The organism is Williamsia muralis (assembly GCF_051487485.1).
GTDB classification, from domain to species: Bacteria; Actinomycetota; Actinomycetes; order Mycobacteriales; family Mycobacteriaceae; genus Williamsia; species Williamsia muralis_B.
This window is the reverse complement of sequence record NZ_JAHVCV010000004.1, coordinates 81,599-98,201: the sequence shown is the minus strand read 5'-3', so window position 1 is coordinate 98,201 and position 16,603 is coordinate 81,599. Positions and strand designations below refer to the sequence as shown.

The following is a 16,603-nucleotide window of genomic DNA, read 5'->3' as shown; positions in this document are numbered from 1 at the left end:
TGGCACCCAGGGTCCGGGAAACCCAGTACGCTGTACGAAACTAGACCGAGTCGGCGCTCTGCCGCGACGTCGCGCCAACAGATGGAGACCGGAGCAGCATGGCCACCACCAAGAAACCGCAATCGCAGGAACCCCACATCGCCGACACCCACGACCTGATCCGCGTGCAGGGTGCTCGGGTGAACAATCTCAAAGACATCAGCGTGGAGATCCCGAAGCGCAGGCTCACGGTGTTCACCGGTGTCTCCGGTTCGGGCAAGAGCTCGCTGGTGTTCAGCACCATCGCTGCCGAATCGCAGCGCATGATCAACGAGACCTACAGCGCTTTCCTGCAGGGGTTCATGCCCACGTTGGCCCGTCCGGAAGTCGACGTCATGGACGGCCTCACCACCGCCATCATCGTCGACCAACAGCGAATGGGATCAGACCCACGGTCCACTGTCGGAACGGCAACCGACGCCAACGCGATGCTCCGAATCCTGTTCAGCCGCCTCGGCAAACCGCATATCGGTTCTCCGCAAGCATTCTCGTTCAACGTCGCGTCGATCTCCGGCGCCGGTGCGGTGACGATCGAGCGTGGGGGACGGGAGACCAAGGAGCGGCGGACCTTCAGCATCACCGGTGGCATGTGCCCGCGGTGTGAGGGTCGGGGGTCGGTGTCCGACATCGACCTCACGGCGCTGTACGACGCCGACAAGTCACTCAACGACGGCGCCATCACCATCCCCGGGTACAGCATGGAGGGGTGGTACGGCCGAATCTTCCGGGGCTGCGGCTACTTCGACCCAGACAAGCCGATCAGCAAGTTCACCAAGAAGCAGTTGAATGATTTGCTTTATCGGGAACCGACCAAGATCAAGATCGACGGCATCAACCTCACCTACCAAGGGCTGATCCCGCAGATGCAGAAGTCGTTCCTGTCCAAGGACATCGATGCGCTGCAACCGCACATCCGAACGTTTGTCGAACGGGCGGTCGCCTTCGCGACGTGTCCGGAATGCGATGGCACACGGCTGAGCGAGGCGGCCCGCTCGTCGAAGATCAACAAGATCAGCATCGCCGATGCCTGTGCGATGCAGATCAGCGATCTCGCCGAGTGGGTGCGTGGACTGGACGAGCCGTCGGTGGCCGGTTTGTTGTCCAACCTGCAGCAGACACTCGACTCGTTTGTCGAGATCGGGCTGGGTTACCTCTCACTGGACCGACCCTCAGGCACCCTGTCCGGTGGAGAAGCGCAGCGCACCAAGATGATCCGGCATCTCGGGTCATCGCTGACCGATGTCACCTACGTCTTCGACGAACCGACGATCGGGCTGCATCCACACGACATCGAGCGCATGAACGGTCTGCTGCTGCGGCTGCGCGACAAGGGCAACACCGTGTTGGTGGTGGAGCACAAGCCGGAGACCATCGCGATCGGCGACCACGTGGTGGATCTCGGTCCGCGCGCCGGCACCGAAGGCGGTCAGGTGATGTTCGAGGGCACCGTGGAGGGATTACGTGCCAGCGACACCCTGACCGGGCACCATCTCGACGACCGGGCCCAGCTGAAGCCCTCGGTGCGTGAACCGTCGGGCGCTCTGGAGGTACGCGGGGCCGATGCCCACAACCTGCAGAAGGTCGACGTCGACATCCCTCTCGGCGTGCTCGTTGTCCTCACCGGGGTCGCCGGATCGGGTAAGAGTTCGCTCATCCAGGGCTCGGTGACCGGTCTCGACGAGGTGATCTCTGTGGACCAGGCCCCGATCAAGGGGTCGCGGCGGAGTAACCCGGCCACGTACACCGGATTGCTCGACCCCATTCGCAAGGCCTTCGCGAAGGAGAACGGCGTCAAGCCTGCGCTCTTCAGCGCCAACTCGGAGGGCGCCTGCCCCACCTGTAACGGCGCGGGCGTCATCTATTCCGATCTGGCGATGATGGCCGGGGTGGCCAGCACCTGTGAGGAGTGCGACGGCAAACGGTTCCAGGCCGCGGTGCTCGAATACACCTTCGGCGGACGCGACATCAGCGAAGTGCTGGGCATGTCGGTGGCCGAGGCGGAAGCGTTCTTCAGCGATGGTGATGCCAAACTGCCTGCAGCCCACAAGATCCTCGACAGATTGGCCGATGTGGGGCTGGGCTACATCAAGCTCGGACAGCCGCTGACCACGTTGTCCGGTGGTGAACGGCAGCGGATCAAGTTGGCCACCCAGATGGCCGGCAAGGGCGGGATCTATGTGCTCGACGAACCGACTACCGGCCTCCACCTCGCCGACGTCGAGAATCTTCTCGGCCTGCTCGACCGGTTGGTCGAGTCGGGGAAGTCGGTCATCGTCATCGAGCACCACCAGGCCGTGATGGCACACGCGGACTGGATCATCGATCTGGGGCCGGGGGCCGGCCACGACGGTGGCCGGGTTGTCTTCGAGGGCACACCCGCCGATCTCGTCGCGGCTCGGTCCACCCTCACCGGCGAACACCTCGCGGCGTACGTCGGCGCCTGAACGCGCCGCTGGGGGCCGCTTCGCGCGCCGTAACGACGAGTTAGGTGTGTGCGATGATCTGATCAGTCGCACACGGTGTGCTCGCGCTCGATCCCGCCCCGTGGATTCGTTGTCGGCAGGGCCACAAGCGCGTCGGAGAGGGTTGGGCGGCGCATGGCCGGATTCGTGGAAGACCCGCAGATCCTGCGTGCGATCCTCGAGTTGTCTCCCGACCTGATCGTGCTGTCCGAGTTCTCGGGACGGGTGCTCTACGTCAATCCCGCCGGCCGGGAACTGGTTGGTCTGCCGGCCGACACGCTGCCCGATCCGGAGTTGTCGACGGCGGACTTCTTCACGCCGGCAGGATTGTCGATCTCTGATGAGGTGGAGGAAAACCTCAGGTCACGGGGGTACTGGCGTGGTCGCAGTGAGCTGCAGCATTTTCAGACCGGTACCCGCATCGCAGTGACACTCACGACCTTTGTGGTGGAGCGGTCCGACAGCCAGCCGTCGGTGCTCGCGACCATCGTCCGTGACCGCCGCCGGGGAGATGAACGCGACCGCCGGCTGCGCGAGGTCGCCGACGCTACAGCTCAGTTCGGTGCCGAACAGAAAGCCGTCGCCGAGTTGAGCCGGCTCGCGCTGGAGGCCGAACTTCCTCAACTGTTGACTGCAGCGACCGCGGCTGCGGTGACACTGGTCGGGGTGGAAACCGCCATGGTCACCCGGGTCAACGAGTCGGACAGCACACGTCTGAGCCTGGAGGCGGTCACCGGCCCACGGGGAGACGGTTTCGACGTGCCCGCGGGCAATCACTCGCTCATGGGCTACACCCTGAGCACAGCCGACGTGGTGGTGTGCCCGGACCGCCTGGCGGAAACCCGCTTCCCCACAAAGGTGATGGAGAGCTACGGCCTGCGCAGTGGTGTCGGCATACCCATAGCCGGCACGACCGCGCCGTGGGGAGCGCTCTCTGTGCACAGTGCTGCCGCGCGCGACTATGCCGATCGCGACATCACGTTCCTCCAGACCGTGGCAGATGTGCTCTCCGCGGCCATCCGGCGCATCGAGCTCGACCGTCAGGTGCGCCAGCGCAGCATGCATGACCCTCTCACCGACCTTCCCAATCGCGCTCTGGCCTATGCGTGCATCGACGAAGCCCTCGAACGGGCAGACGCTGCCGATACCCATGTTGCTGTGCTGCTCTTGGACGTCGACGATTTCAAACTCATCAACGACAGCTTGGGCCACGAAGCCGGCGATCTCGCCCTCGTTCGGTTTGCTCAGCGACTGAGAACCGCTGTGCGAGAACAAGATGTGGTGGCCCGTCTCGGCGGCGACGAGTTCCTGATCCTCTGCGAACAGGTGCACGACATCGCCGAAGCACAGCAGATCGCCCATTCCATCACCGAGCTGCTGGGGGCTCCCTACGCGCACGGCAGTGCGCCGACGCCGCTGAGTGCCAGCATCGGTGTCGCCGTCAGCGAACCGGGCTCGTCCCGGCGGGAATTGATCCATCGGGCCGATCTCGCGATGTACCGGGCCAAGGACATGGGCGCCGGCGGCCATGCGGTCTATGACGATGACGACGTGTACGACGCCGAGCGGATCAGGTCGTTGTCCATCGACCTGCGGTCGGCGCTCGAACGCGGCGACCTCACCTTGCACTACCAGCCACTGGTGGAGATCGCTTCGGGACGGATCGTCGCAGTCGAGGCGCTCGCGAGATGGAATCATCCCGTGCATGGCCCGGTCAGCCCGGTGGAGTTCGTGGCTGTTGCCGAAAGAACCGGATTGGCAACAGATCTCGGGACGTGGGCTTTGGCCGAGGCGTGTGCACAGGCAGCCAGGTGGCGTGAGTTCACCACGGTGTCGATCCGGGTCAACGTGAGTGCACTGCAATTGCGCGACCCGGCCTTTCCGCGGGTGGTCTCACGGGTACTGGCCGCGACCGGCCTCGAAGCCAGCGCACTCGGGCTCGAGATCACCGAGACGGTGTGGGTCTCCGATACAGCAAGGGTGGCAGGCACACTCACCGAGCTACACGACATGGGAGTGTCCCTGTTGCTCGACGACCTCGGCAGGGGACACAGCTCGATCTATTACCTGGATCGCTATCCGGTGTTCGAGTGCTTCAAGATCGACAAGTCGTTCATCGCCGACCTACCGGGCGCCCGACCGGAGGCGATCGTGTCCGCGATCGTGGGCCTGGCGCGAGCTTTCGACGTCACCGTCGTGGGCGAAGGTGTGGAGACCGCCGAGCAACTCGAGGCTCTTCGGGCGTGCGGCGCGGACTATGCGCAGGGTTATCACCTCGGCCGGCCCGCCGCTGCGGACGACGTGACGGCAACGTTGCGATCAGCGATTGTGTGACCAGGCGTAGGACTCGACGCCAACAGGAGATGAACTCAGATCTGCTCGTCCCGCCCAGGAACCGCCCGTGCGTTAGGTTTTCGCGGTACCAGACGACAGGGATGGGATGGCTGTGCGAAACAATCTCTTGGCGACAACGGTGGCCGCGATGGTCGCCACGGTGGGACTGGTCGCGTGTGGCAGCGACTCGACCGATTCGACCGAGAGCGCGACGACAGTGCAATCGGCGTCCGGAGCGGAGTCGCCGAAATCATTTGACCTGCAGGCACATCGCGGTGGACGCGGCGAGTACACCGAAGAATCGCTGCATGCGTTCGACCAGGCCCTGTCCCTCGGGGTCAGCACCCTCGAGTTGGACATCGTGCTGACCAAGGACAACCAGCCGCTCATCTGGCACGATCCGAAGATCGACGAGACCAAATGCACGGACACCGCAGCGGCGACGCCGGGCGACCCGCAGTTCCCGTACGTCGGCGACCTCGTGCATGATCTGACGCTCGCGCAGATCCGAACCCTCAACTGCGACAAGGTGCTCGTCGGCTATCCCGAAGCGCAGCCGGTGGCGGGGAACAAGATAGCGGTTCTGCCGGAACTGTTCACACTCGTCGAGACACGGGGCGCCGACGCGGTCCGCTTCAACATCGAGACCAAGATCGAAGCGGAGAAGAGGGCAGACTCGGCGACACCGGAGGAGTTCGTCGACGTCACCTTGGCGGCGGTGAAAGAGGCCGACATGCTCGGACGGGTCAGCATTCAGAGCTTCGACTGGCGCACACTGCCGTTGGTGCACGACGCCGAACCGAGCATCCCGCTGGTGGCGCTCTGGGATGAGACCACCTGGAAGCAGGATTCCCAGTGGCTCGGCCCGGTCGACTTCGATGCGGTGGGCGGCGATGTGATCAAAGGCGCTTCATCGATCGACGGTGTGACGGTGTTGTCGCCCGGCTATGTGAACCCGTACCCCGACGGACAGGTACCGCCGGCGGGCTACACGCTGGTGGCCGACGAGGACTTCGTGTCCCGCGCGCATGAGTCCGGCCTGGCCGTGATCCCTTGGACCATCAACGATCCGGCCGTGATGGACGCACAGATCCAAGCGGGTGCAGACGGCATCATCACCGACTACCCCACTCGCCTGCGAGAGGTGATGGCCACGCGGGGGATGACCTTGCCCGCGCCTGCGTGAGTCGGTTGGCCTAAGCGTTGTCGAGTGAGGTCGACAACCCGGCGAGCCCACTGCCGACCGAGTTGCCCGCCTTGGTGGCCGTGACCGTCCCGAACTCGACCGGCGCATCGACGGTCGCGCCCGCATAGGCGAAGATGCCATATATCCCTGCGGGGGCCTCCGGCGGAACCGTGTACGTGACCGTTTGTTCCATCGTCTGCCCGGGTTTGAGGTCCACCGGAATCGGTGCGAGAACGCTTGTGCCGGTTGCGCTGCCGGGTTGCGCCACATCCACCCACACCTGTCCGACGTAGGGTGCATCGACGGGTGCGGAGACCATCAGCTTCGCGTTCAGGGGGCCACCGCCCTCGGGCAGTTTGGTCGGTGTCTCCGGGGAGAGTCGGACCTGTACCGGGAGCTTGGTCTGCGGAGCCGCAGGCCCCGTCGATGCGGGTGAGCCGTCACCGACCTCCGGCCAGCCGTTGGCCCACACGATGCGGTCGATCATCCCTTCACGTCGCTGGGCGCCACTGGGCAACTGGAGGTCGTCGCGTGGAACGGCGTGATACACAATCCAATCCGCTCCGGCGTCGTCGGTGACAACGGTGTTGTGACCGGGGCCGGCCCATGCCTGACTGCCGGCGAGGATGAGCGCGCCGCCGCCGGCGTTCAGGTCATCGCCCTTGCGGTCGAGGTACGGCCCGGTGAGCGACTGCGAACGGCCGGCGAGAACTCGGTATGCGGTGTCGGCGCCGTTGCAGCAGTTGCCCGCCGAGACGAACAGGTAGTAGTAGCCGTCGCGGAAGATGATCTCGGGGCCTTCGAACCGGTCGTCGGCCACCCGGACCGGGGCTCCGGCCGCCGCATTTCCCTCCGCGTTGAGCGGTATCGCGTACACGCCGTGGAAGTTGCCGACAAACAGGGTCTTCGTTTTTCCGTCGTCCCAGAGGAATGGGTCGATGGTGCCCTCGACGCCGACGTCCTGCGCGCAGAAGACCGGATGCCCCAGATCGGTCCACGGTCCTGTGGGGCCCGGTGCCGTTGCCAGGCCGATGCAGGGGTTCTTCTCGTCGTAGAGCGCGTAGTACAGCGAGTAGGTGCCGTTCGACTCCGAGATGTCCGGGGCCCAGGCGAGTCTGCCTGGCGGGTGCCAGCCGGGCGCCGCGTCGAACACATCGCCGACGTACTTCCAGTCCACCAGGTCGAACGAGGTGAACACGGTCATGTTGTGCTCGCCTTGGCCATCGCCCCAGTCGTCGGCGGTGGCGTACATGTAATACCGACCGTCTTGCGCGCGGATCACGGTCGGGTCGGCCGCCACCGGCTGCACAATCGACTGTGCCATCGCGGACGGCACCGGCGCGAGCATCACAACGAGCAGAGCCATGAGAGCGGGAACCGCGATACGGCAGGCGTTAACCCAACGACGCCCAACTGTCGGTCTCGTGTTCGAATCCATCGGTTCAGCGGCCGGAGCCCCCCACGCGTGCATGTCGCTCCTCGCCACAACTCACCATTCAGGTCGCGGCAAACATATCCAGCTCAAGTTGAGGTTGAGACTTCAGCCACGCTGCGACACCTTGCTGTGACGAAACCGTGTTCGGCTGGTTATGGCGCTCAGCGCGGCGAATTCAGGCGAGCTGCAGGGTCTCGATGATCAGCCGGGTGGCCGCGCGGCCCTCGGGGGTTGGTGTCAGCGGGTAGATGTGCAGCCCGGAAGGGCAGGTGTTGAGCTCCACTTCGGAACCCGCCGCGCTCGCTTGCTCGTGGAATCGCAGCGCATCCGGATACAACATGTCGTGGGTGCCGATGTGCACCGTTGTCGGGGCGAGCCCTCCGAGGTCGCCGTACATCGGGCTGACCTCGGGGTGCGTCAGTGGTTTGTCGGGAGCCCACACCCGTGCTGCCATGTCCAACGTGGACCGGTTGAGCCATGGGTCGTGACGCTCGACGCGAGCGATGTCGGGATTGCTGAGGGACAGGTCGAGCCAGGGGGAGATGAGAATCAGGCGTTGAGGTGGACGCAGGTTCTGGTCACGCGCCGTCTGCGCCATCAGCAGCGCCAGGCCCCCGCCGGCGGAATCGCCGACCAGTGCGATGGGCGATCCGGGGTGTTCGGTCACCAGTCGCTGGTACACCGCAGTGATGAACGGGAGGGCGTCCCGATGGTCGTAGCGGGGAGCGAGACCGTACATCGGCACCTCGACCCGCATGCCAGCGTCGGCGAGTTGCGCGATGAAAGCCCAATGCTGGGCACTGATCTCGCTGACATACGCGCCACCGTAGAAGTACAGCACCGTGGTCTGGGGGCGGACGCGACGCGGGGTGATGCTGTAACTACGGAAACCGCCGATCGAGCGGCGTTTGATGATGTGCGAGGTGTACATCGGTTCCGGGGGCGACACGACCTTCTTGGGCCGGTAGATCTGTCGGCGTGCGCGCTCCGCGGTGCTGGTGAGGGACAACCCGTTCAGCCTCAGCATCGTCGACAGTGCTTTCATCTGAATACTCATCTGTGTCGAGATTAGACCGTGGACCTGTGTTCAACCCGCACCAACGTGTGAGATTTTGCTGATGATCCGGCGAGAGCTATCTCACGGTCGGGGTGGGTCATGGAATCGGCACCTGGCCGCGGGGGTTGAGGTGTGGCGTGACCACACCAGCACTCTTCACGCCCTTGACCCTGCGCGACCTGACCATCGCAAACCGCGCCTGGCTTGCACCGATGTGCCAGTACAGCTGTTTTGCCGAAGACGGCGTGCCCACCGACTGGCACCTGGTCCATCTCGGCGCCCGGGCCACCGGCGGGTTCGGCCTCATTCTCACCGAAGCCGCTGCAGTCACGCCCGACGGGCGGATCAGCCCCCAGGACGCCGGCATCTGGAATGACGAACAGGCAGCAGGATGGCGTCGAATCGTGGACTTCGTGCACGGGCAGGGGTCGGCGATCGGCGTCCAACTGGCGCACGCGGGCCGCAAGGCCTCGACGTACGCCCCGATGGCCGACGCCGAGGGCAGCATCACCGACGCAGATGGGGGTTGGGTGACCAGCGCCCCGTCTGCTGTTGCCTTCGAGGGTTACGCCACGCCGTCGGCCCTGACCCGCGATGGCATCGCAGGCATCGTCGATGCGTTTGCCGCCGCGGCGTCCCGGGCACATGATGCCGGCTTCGACGTCGTCGAGATCCATGCTGCTCACGGGTACCTGCTCCACGAGTTCCTCTCGCCGTTGTCGAACATCCGTGAGGACGAGTACGGCGGGGATTTCGAAGGCCGCACCCGGATCTTGCTCGAGGTCGTCGAAGCCGTTCGCCGTGTGTGGCCTGACGGAAAGCCCCTGTTCGTGCGGCTCTCTGCGACCGACTGGACAGAGGGTGGGTGGACGGTGGTCGACAGCGCTCGCCTGGCCGCCCTCGTCGAACCGCTGGGAGTCGACCTGATCGACGTCTCCAGTGGCGGGAATGTCCTGGCAGACATCCCGGTGGGCCCCGGCTACCAGGTCGATTTCGCCAAGGCCATTCTCGAGCAATCGGGTGTCCCCACTGCGGCGGTCGGCCTGATCACCGAGCCGGGGCAGGCCGAGAAGATCCTCGAGGCGGAGTCCGCACACGCTGTCCTGCTGGCACGAGCTGGTCTGCGTGAGCCGGCGTGGCCACTGCGCGCGGCGCACGAACTGGGTCTGACCTGGCGAGAGGCCCCATACCCGCCGCAATACACGCGCGGCGCCTGGCGTTGACCGATCCCGGGTTGCGCCTACGCGCGATATCCCGACAATCGAGTAGGTGCCCCCGGATCTGCTGAGCCGCCCCGTCGATCGGTTCGAACGAAGGCTACGACGAGTGTCGGCGCTGTGCGTGATGGTCGCCTGCATGTTGTCGGTGCTCACGGGAGTCCTGGTGTGGGACATGGCCGAACGGTCTCCCATCGCCGAGCCGGTGGCGGCGGTACGAGCGGTGACCGACGAGGCGGCCGTGCCCGCCACCGCCCAGACGATCGGTACCCCGGCCGTGGCGGTCCGGGCGCACTGGGAGTGGGAGTCGCAACGACGTGACGGTGTGATCGCAGTACCGTCAGGTACCCCCGCGGGCAGCAACCGCGACATCCCCGTCGACGAGAACGGCGACTGGGCACCGGCCGGTGCTGCCTTCGGGCGACCGATCCCACGAGTGGGACCGGCGGTGCTACTCGCGATGCTGGTGGGCGTAGGCGGAATCGTTGTGATCCGGCAGGTGACCCGCAGAGCGGTCGAACAGCGACACGACCGCTATTGGACCGAACAACTCGCCCGATTCTTCGCCACCCGGCCGGACTGACGGATCAGCAGCAGCGGCCCTGCGGATTCCGGTCCTGATCGCGGTACCGGGTACGCCAGTAATCGCGCTCGGTCATCGGGGCATCGGCCGGGTGGTGTGCCCGGTGGTGGGTGAGGTAGCGCTGATAATCGCTGTCGCCCATCATCGCTCCCACGTACCAGCGCACCGCGTCTGAGCCGCGGCGGAGTACGTCCATCACGGAGCCGGCCTCGCTCCCTTGCTCGTACCGTGCCCGTTCGGATCACCCGTCGCCGAAGCCGTCGAAACCCTGTCGGTTTTCTCGAACTCGGCCCATTCCCGTTCGATCTGCTTCTCTGTGGGTGTGGCGATCAGGCCGCGGGGGGCAAACCTTTTCGACTCCACCGGGGTGTCCTCCGTGGTGGGCAGTCCTCCTGACCGAATCGCCTTGACGCACACAAACGCTGCCGCGATGACGACGATCAGGACCAGTACCGCGAACACGATGGACAACGTGCCCTGGATGAAGGTGTTCCGGATGACGGCATCCATCTCGCCGACGTTCTTGGCGGTTTTGAAAGCGGTCTCTCCGCGGTCCTTCGCGTTCTGGAAATCGCTGTGCTGCTGCCAGTACCCGATGGCGGGATTGCTCGAGAAGATCTTCTGCCATGAGGCGCTCATCGTGACGATCAGGTCCCACGCCAGTGGGATGCCGGGAATCCAGGCCCACTTGAACAGCCCGCGCTTGAGCACGATCACCAGGACGATCGTCAGTGCGATGGCCGCGAGCAACTGATTGGCGATACCGAACAGCGGGAACAGGGTGTTGATGCCGCCGAGCGGGTCGGTGACACCCATCAACAAGATCGAACCCCACGCAGCGACAACGATGAAGGTGCACAGCCACGCGCCCGGTCGCCACGACGGATCCTTGAATCGCTTGCCGCCCTTCACATTGCTCAGTCCATCCGAGAGCATGAACCGGGCCACACGGGTTCCGGCGTCGACGGTGGTGAGGATGAACAGGGCCTCGAACATGATCGCGAAGTGATACCAGAAGGAACGCAACGACTCCCCGCCGAATGCGCGCTGCATGGTGTCGGCCATACCCATCGCCAACGTGGGTGCGCCGCCTGTTCGGGAGATCACCGAACTCTCGCCCACAGCCTTGGCGTCCTGCTCGAATTGAGCGGCCGTGGCAGGGTCCCCGGGAAGATTGAGGCCGTTCACGTAATCGGCCGCACCCTGCGCGGTCCCGTCGGTCAGCGCCTTCGGCGCGTTCATCGCGAAGTACAGATGCTGGTTCAGGATGCAGGCTGTGATCAGGGCCATGATGGCGACGAAGGATTCGGTCAACATGCCGCCGTAACCGATGATGCGTGCCTGGCTCTCCTTCTCCAGCAACTTCGGCGTGGTACCCGAGGCGATCAACGAGTGGAAGCCCGACAGCGCGCCGCAGGCGATGGTGATGAACAGGAAGGGGAACAGCGAACCGGCGAAGGCCGGGCCCTGGCCGTTGTGTGCGAACTCGCTGACCGCCGGTGCCTGCATCACCGGTCGTGCGATCACGATGCCCGCCGCGAGCAGCACGATGGTGCCGATCTTCATGAAGGTGGACAAGTAGTCGCGCGGCGCGAGCAACAGCCACACCGGTAGCACCGCTGCGGCGAACCCGTAGATGACGATGGCCCAGCTCAGGAACACCGGCGAGAGGCTGAACATGTCTGCGCCCCAGCTCGACTCGCCGACCCATCGGCCGGAGATGATCGCGAGCATCAGCAGCACGAAGCCGATCAGCGACACCTCTGACACTCGGCCGGGACGCAGGAACCGCAGGTACATACCCATGAACAAGGCGATGGGGATGGTCATCGCGATCGAGAACACACCCCACGGGCTCTCGGCGAGCGCGTTGACCACAACAAGTGCCAGGACCGCGATCAGGATGATCATGATGACGAAAACGGCGATCATCGCCGCGAAGCCGCCGATGTCACCGAGTTCGTCGCGGGCCATCTGGCCGAGGCTGCGGCCGCGGCGACGCGTGGAGATCGACAGCACCAGGTAGTCCTGGACGCAGCCGGCGAACACTGCGCCGATGATGATCCAGATGGTTCCGGGCAGGTAGCCCATCTGCGCGGCGAGGACGGGTCCCACCAGTGGCCCGGCGCCCGCGATTGCTGCGAAGTGATGCCCGAACAACACCCGCCGGTCGGTGGGCATGTAGTCCTGAGCGTTGTCGAGGACTTCGGCCGGGGTGGCGTGGTCGTCGCGGGGCCGAACGACTTTCATCTCGATGAGGCGCGCGTAGAAGCGGTAGCCGATCACGTATGTGCACAGTGCCGCGATGACAAACCAGATCGCGTTGACCGTCTCTCCGCGGACAAAGGCGATGATCGCCCAGGCGCACGCCCCGATGATCGCGATGATCGCGAACATGATGCGTTTGCCGACGGTCATCGGACTTCGGTCGATGATGGCGACGGGCGGAAGATCGGGGTCGGTGCGGATGAGATCGATGTGGGGATCTCGGTCGCGTTCCTGAGTGACGGTCACCGTGGCTCCTGTGCGTTGTGGGCGGTAGGAGGATTCACGCCTGCTGTCTGCCGCAAGCGCTGTATCCGGCGCCACCCTGACCCGTGGGTTCACAGTCCAGTGTGGCGCCGGTCACTCTACGCCCGGCCAAGAACAGTGATTTTCAGACCCCTTTCCGTGCCGAACGACCTCACTCACCGGTTGATGGTGCTCTTCCCCAGCGCGAGTCCACCGAACGCGATGACCAGCCAGACCCCGCTCACCACACCCGGGAATCCCGGCAGCCCGAATGCGCCGACGGTGACGATGACGGGGAGTACCGCGAGCACGCTGACCACCCCGATCCAGCGAGAGACCAGACGCTCGCCGAATGCCAACCAGGCGACGGCGCCCGCAGCGACCGTGACGCCGAGGTACCCGATGAACGAACCGAAGTCGTTGAGAACGTAGAGCACGTACAGACCCGACTTGTCGAAGGCTTCGTCCTCGGAGCCGCCGTTGTACAGACCCATCGCGCCCTTCCAGCCGTAACCCAGGGAGAGGGCACCCGCCGATGCGGTGAAGCCGAGAGGGACAACGCGCGCCGCGGTGCTCGACGGGGTGCGGGGTTCGACGTGGCGCTTCCACGCGGCGGCCAGCACCAAGAGCAGGGCGACAGTGAGGTAGCCGGTGATGATCGATGCGTGGGCTTTGCCGCTACTGACATCGTCGACAATGTCCGCGTTGTAGGGCGTGTTCTCGTCCCACTCGGGATGCAGATCGAAAGCCAGAGTGGCTGCCAATGCGCCTATTCCGGCAGCCACGCCCACCCACGGCCAGCGTCCCCTCGTCGCCGTCTCCGTGGTGTCGGCCAAAGCCTGTGTCGTGGGTGTTGTCATTGTTGTTCTCCTTTGTCTTGGGGTGCGGGCCGATTCCGTCCGCGTTGTCGGTGGACCTGTCGGGAATGGACATGACAGAACTGTCTGGGGGGACGTGTCCCGGCCGACAGGGACGCCGGTCCCTGGTTGCCGGGAACTTCGCGTCTGCAGCGGTTTTCTGCGAACCGCCGTGCCACGATGACCTGGTGAGAGCTACCGCCCACGGTCTCGCCGACAAGATCGGTGATTCCGCGCTTCGCCGGATCGCGCTTGTGCTCGGGGTCGGCGCGGTGACGTGCATCGTGGGAGCGCTTGTGCTCCACCAAGAACTCACCGAACGTGTGAGTGCCGAGCCGATGTTTGCGAGTGATCTCGTGCTCGGTTCGGTATGGCCCGTCGCGGGTGTGGTGCTGCTGTGGCACCAACCGCGAAATCGCTGCGGCTGGCTGTTGGTGTCGACGGGGTTGATCAGTGTCTACCTGCTCCTCGGGCAGTACAGCGTCTGGAATGCGAAGGTCTCGCCGCTGCCGGGTTCGGCGGTGGCCGACTGGATCTCGATGTTCGGCTTCGGCGTCTACTTCGTTGTGCTCCCGCTGCTCACACTGATGTTCCCCGAGGGCGGCTTCGGGTCGCGGCCCGAAAAGATACTGGCGATCTCCGCGCTCTCGGCCGCGATGGCGGCCGTCGGCGCGCGAATGGTGGTTCCAGGTCGCGCTGATGTCGACGCGGCTGTGCAGAACCCCATCGGGATCGATGCGCTGGAGCCGCTGAACTACGTGACGTTGGTGAGTTCGTTCTATTGCCTGGCGGTGGCGACGCCGATCGCAGTGGTCGCGCTGGTGTTGCGCACGCGACGCGCGGTTGGCGTGCAGCGGGCGCAGTTGCAGTGGTTCATGGTCGGCGGCATCGTCATGGCGTGCGCGCTCATCTTGGCGCTCTTGCTCGGTGAGACCGGGCCAGGCAATGCGGCGTTTGTCGTCGCGCTTCTGGCGCCCCCGGTGGCGGTCGTGTCGGCGACCCTGCGTTTTCGACTGGTCGACGCCGAGTTCGCGCTGAGTCGTTCGATCGTGCTGGTACTTGTGGTCGCTCTGGTGGCCGCGGGCGGCGGCCTGATGCTGTGGCGGTTGGACCCCGAAATGGCAGGATCTCGAGCCGGAATCGCCCTTGTGGTGGTGCTTGTGCTGGGAGCGTTTGCCGTCCGCGCCGTGCTGCAACGGGTCATCGACAACTGGTGGTTCCCGCAACTGCGCGGCAGCCGCACGCTTGCGCCGCGCATCTCCGAGGCGGTGACACTGTCGTCGGAACCGCGTGCAGCACTGACCGACTTGATCTCGGCATTGCGCACGGAGTTGCGCATGCCGTACGTGGCCTTCGACGGTGTGGTGCGGGCCGAACAAGGAGTTCGGCCTGCCCACGTGATCACCATCGACGCAATTGCGTTGGGACGCAGAGTTGGTCAGCTCGAGGTCGCACCAAGGCGGGTCGGTGAGGGGTTCAGCGCTGAGGAACGCCGACTCCTCGAACAGGTCGCGGCACACGCGGCGATGATGGCCTACGCCACGTCGCTGGTGACCGAGACCGAGCAATCTCGTGCCCGTATCGTCGCGGCCCGGGAAGAGGAACGACGACGGCTGCGCAATGATCTGCACGACGGGGTGGGCCCGGGTCTTGCGGGAATCGCCCTGCAGATGGATGCACTGGCTGCTGAACTCCGCCGAAAGGGCGATGATGCCCACGCGGACAAGGCTGATGGGATCCGGGACCGGGTTCGCGAAGCCGTGGTCCAGATACGTGCGGTGTCTCGTGGTCTGCGGCCACCGGTTCTGGACCAGCTGGGGCTAGCGCAGGCGCTGCGTCAACTCGTGGACGGTCTCGGTGCCATCGAAGGTGTTGTGCAGCTTGATGATATGGGTGAACTTCCTGCGGCCGCGGAGGTCGCCACCTACACCATCGCCGCCGAAGCTGTCACCAACGTGGTGCACCACAGCGCGGCGTCACGGGTGAGGATCGACGTGGAATGCGACGAGGAGAACCTCGAACTCCGGGTCAGCGACAACGGTCGAGGTATGCCAGGCCGGCCGACACCTGGCGTGGGATTGACGAGCATGCGGCAGCGTGCCGCCGAAGTGGGTGGCCGCGTGGAACACCTCGCCGCGCAAGGGGGAGGAACAGTGGTGCGGTTGGTGGTGCCCGTGGCATCCGTTGTTGTTCCCAGAGAGGCTGTGCGTCAATGACATCGGTGCTCGTGGTGGACGACCATGCGCTTTTTCGCGCAGGCATGCTCGCGGTGCTGTCGGCGATGGACGACGTCGAGGTCGTCGGGGAAGCCGCCGACGGCGAGTCGGCGCTCCGGGCTGTCGAAGAATTACGGCCGCAGGTGGTGCTCATGGACTTACGGATGCCCGGTATCGGTGGGCTCGCGGCCACGGCACGGGTGGTGGACAGATATCCGGACGTCGCAGTGGTGGTCCTGACGATGAGCGAGGACCCGGACTCGGTGTTCGCAGCCCTGCGGGCCGGTGCCCGAGGCTATCTGCTCAAAGAAGCCGAAGCCGGTGATGTGCACCGCACGATTGCAGCGGTCGCCCGGGGTGAGGCCGTCTTCGGACCGCGCGTCGCCGAACAGGTGGTCGGGTTCTTCTCGGCGATGGCCCCGAACAGTGTTGGACCTCAGGCCTTTCCGGAGCTGACGAGCCGTGAGCGTGAAGTCCTGGAATTGATGGCGCGGGGTTTGGACAACGCTGCCATCGCCCGCCGATTGTTTCTGTCCGAGAAGACCGTTCGCAACCGGGTCAGTGAGATCCTGGCGAAGATGCGTGCTCGGACGAGGGCTGAGGCGGTGGCCAGGGCGAGGGACGCAGGTGTGGGAGGGCAGCCAGGCTGACGCGACGGGTTGATGTCGGAGGCTGGTGGTAGCCTTCGCCCGAAGGGCGTGTGCGC

General features: G+C 65.2%; 12 protein-coding genes. 7 read left to right on the top strand and 5 right to left on the bottom strand.

The genetic code is table 11. The features are described from left to right. Window positions 1-98: 98 nt before the first annotated feature. The 3 genes from KXR83_RS11850 to KXR83_RS11840 all read left to right on the top strand — a co-directional run bounded on the left by KXR83_RS11850 (window position 99) and on the right by KXR83_RS11840 (window position 6,021). A complete protein-coding gene (locus KXR83_RS11850; RefSeq protein ID WP_437425030.1) occupies window positions 99-2,483 on the top strand; it encodes an ATP-binding cassette domain-containing protein in 2,385 nt (794 codons plus the stop codon). Window positions 2,484-2,636: 153 nt separating this feature from the next. After that, on the top strand, window positions 2,637-4,835 hold the full coding sequence (locus tag KXR83_RS11845) for an EAL domain-containing protein (RefSeq protein WP_437425029.1): 2,199 nt from the start codon (window positions 2,637-2,639) through the stop codon (window positions 4,833-4,835). 127 nt (window positions 4,836-4,962) lie between these two features. Further along, complete coding sequence (locus KXR83_RS11840) at window positions 4,963-6,021, top strand: glycerophosphodiester phosphodiesterase family protein (RefSeq protein WP_437425360.1); 1,059 nt, start codon at window positions 4,963-4,965, stop codon at window positions 6,019-6,021. A gap of 10 nt (window positions 6,022-6,031) precedes the next feature. On the opposite strand, the gene KXR83_RS11835 is transcribed toward KXR83_RS11840, so the two are convergent. Together KXR83_RS11835 and KXR83_RS11830 are read right to left on the bottom strand one after the other, a co-directional pair. Continuing rightward, a complete protein-coding gene (locus tag KXR83_RS11835; protein ID WP_437425028.1) occupies window positions 6,032-7,387 on the bottom strand; it encodes a family 43 glycosylhydrolase in 1,356 nt (451 codons plus the stop codon). Between the two features lie 244 nt (window positions 7,388-7,631). Further along, window positions 7,632-8,513 (bottom strand): alpha/beta hydrolase fold domain-containing protein, encoded by an 882-nt coding sequence (locus KXR83_RS11830; RefSeq protein ID WP_437425027.1) that lies wholly within the window; start codon window positions 8,511-8,513, stop codon window positions 7,632-7,634. A 137-nt stretch (window positions 8,514-8,650) separates the two neighbouring features. Between KXR83_RS11830 and KXR83_RS11825 the strand changes: the two genes are divergently transcribed. Together KXR83_RS11825 and KXR83_RS11820 are read left to right on the top strand one after the other, a co-directional pair. Continuing rightward, window positions 8,651-9,736: an NADH:flavin oxidoreductase/NADH oxidase gene (locus KXR83_RS11825; RefSeq protein WP_437425026.1), complete on the top strand. Its 1,086-nt coding sequence runs from the start codon at window positions 8,651-8,653 to the stop codon at window positions 9,734-9,736. 46 nt (window positions 9,737-9,782) lie between these two features. Further along, window positions 9,783-10,313: a hypothetical protein gene (locus KXR83_RS11820; RefSeq protein WP_437425025.1), complete on the top strand. Its 531-nt coding sequence runs from the start codon at window positions 9,783-9,785 to the stop codon at window positions 10,311-10,313. Window positions 10,314-10,317: 4 nt separating this feature from the next. Here the strand turns inward: KXR83_RS11820 and KXR83_RS11815 are convergent, their stop codons facing one another. The 3 genes from KXR83_RS11815 to KXR83_RS11805 all read right to left on the bottom strand — a co-directional run bounded on the left by KXR83_RS11815 (window position 10,318) and on the right by KXR83_RS11805 (window position 13,684). After that, window positions 10,318-10,509 carry a YbdD/YjiX family protein gene (locus tag KXR83_RS11815; protein WP_437425359.1) on the bottom strand — a complete coding sequence of 64 codons (192 nt, stop codon included), beginning with the start codon at window positions 10,507-10,509 and terminating at the stop codon, window positions 10,318-10,320. Next, window positions 10,509-12,827, bottom strand: a complete 2,319-nt coding sequence (locus KXR83_RS11810) for a carbon starvation CstA family protein (protein WP_437425024.1) — start codon at window positions 12,825-12,827, stop codon at window positions 10,509-10,511. Before KXR83_RS11810 ends, KXR83_RS11815 begins: the two co-directional genes overlap by 1 nt. 173 nt (window positions 12,828-13,000) lie before the next feature. Continuing rightward, the gene (locus KXR83_RS11805) at window positions 13,001-13,684 is read right to left on the bottom strand and encodes a hypothetical protein (RefSeq protein ID WP_437425023.1); all 684 of its coding nucleotides are present in this window, start codon (window positions 13,682-13,684) and stop codon (window positions 13,001-13,003) included. 185 nt (window positions 13,685-13,869) lie between these two features. Between KXR83_RS11805 and KXR83_RS11800 the strand changes: the two genes are divergently transcribed. Further along, entirely contained in the window at window positions 13,870-15,897 is a 2,028-nt protein-coding gene (locus tag KXR83_RS11800) for a sensor histidine kinase (protein WP_437425022.1), read from the top strand. Beyond that, complete coding sequence (locus KXR83_RS11795) at window positions 15,894-16,547, top strand: response regulator (protein WP_437425021.1); 654 nt, start codon at window positions 15,894-15,896, stop codon at window positions 16,545-16,547. The genes KXR83_RS11800 and KXR83_RS11795 overlap by 4 nt, the downstream gene beginning before the upstream one ends. Window positions 16,548-16,603 lie beyond the last annotated feature (56 nt).

What these genes read in the sequence shown, in the direction of transcription:
- KXR83_RS11850 (WP_437425030.1), top strand. Translation starts at nt 99, where the DNA reads ATGGCCACCACCAAGAAACCGCAATCGCAGGAACCCCACATCGCCGAC.
- KXR83_RS11845 (WP_437425029.1), top strand. Translation starts at nt 2,637, where the DNA reads ATGGCCGGATTCGTGGAAGACCCGCAGATCCTGCGTGCGATCCTCGAG.
- KXR83_RS11835 (WP_437425028.1), bottom strand. Translation starts at nt 7,387, where the DNA reads ATGGCTCTGCTCGTTGTGATGCTCGCGCCGGTGCCGTCCGCGATGGCA.
- KXR83_RS11830 (WP_437425027.1), bottom strand. Translation starts at nt 8,513, where the DNA reads ATGAGTATTCAGATGAAAGCACTGTCGACGATGCTGAGGCTGAACGGG.
- KXR83_RS11815 (WP_437425359.1), bottom strand. Translation starts at nt 10,509, where the DNA reads ATGGACGTACTCCGCCGCGGCTCAGACGCGGTGCGCTGGTACGTGGGA.
- KXR83_RS11805 (WP_437425023.1), bottom strand. Translation starts at nt 13,684, where the DNA reads ATGACAACACCCACGACACAGGCTTTGGCCGACACCACGGAGACGGCG.
- KXR83_RS11795 (WP_437425021.1), top strand. Translation starts at nt 15,894, where the DNA reads ATGACATCGGTGCTCGTGGTGGACGACCATGCGCTTTTTCGCGCAGGC.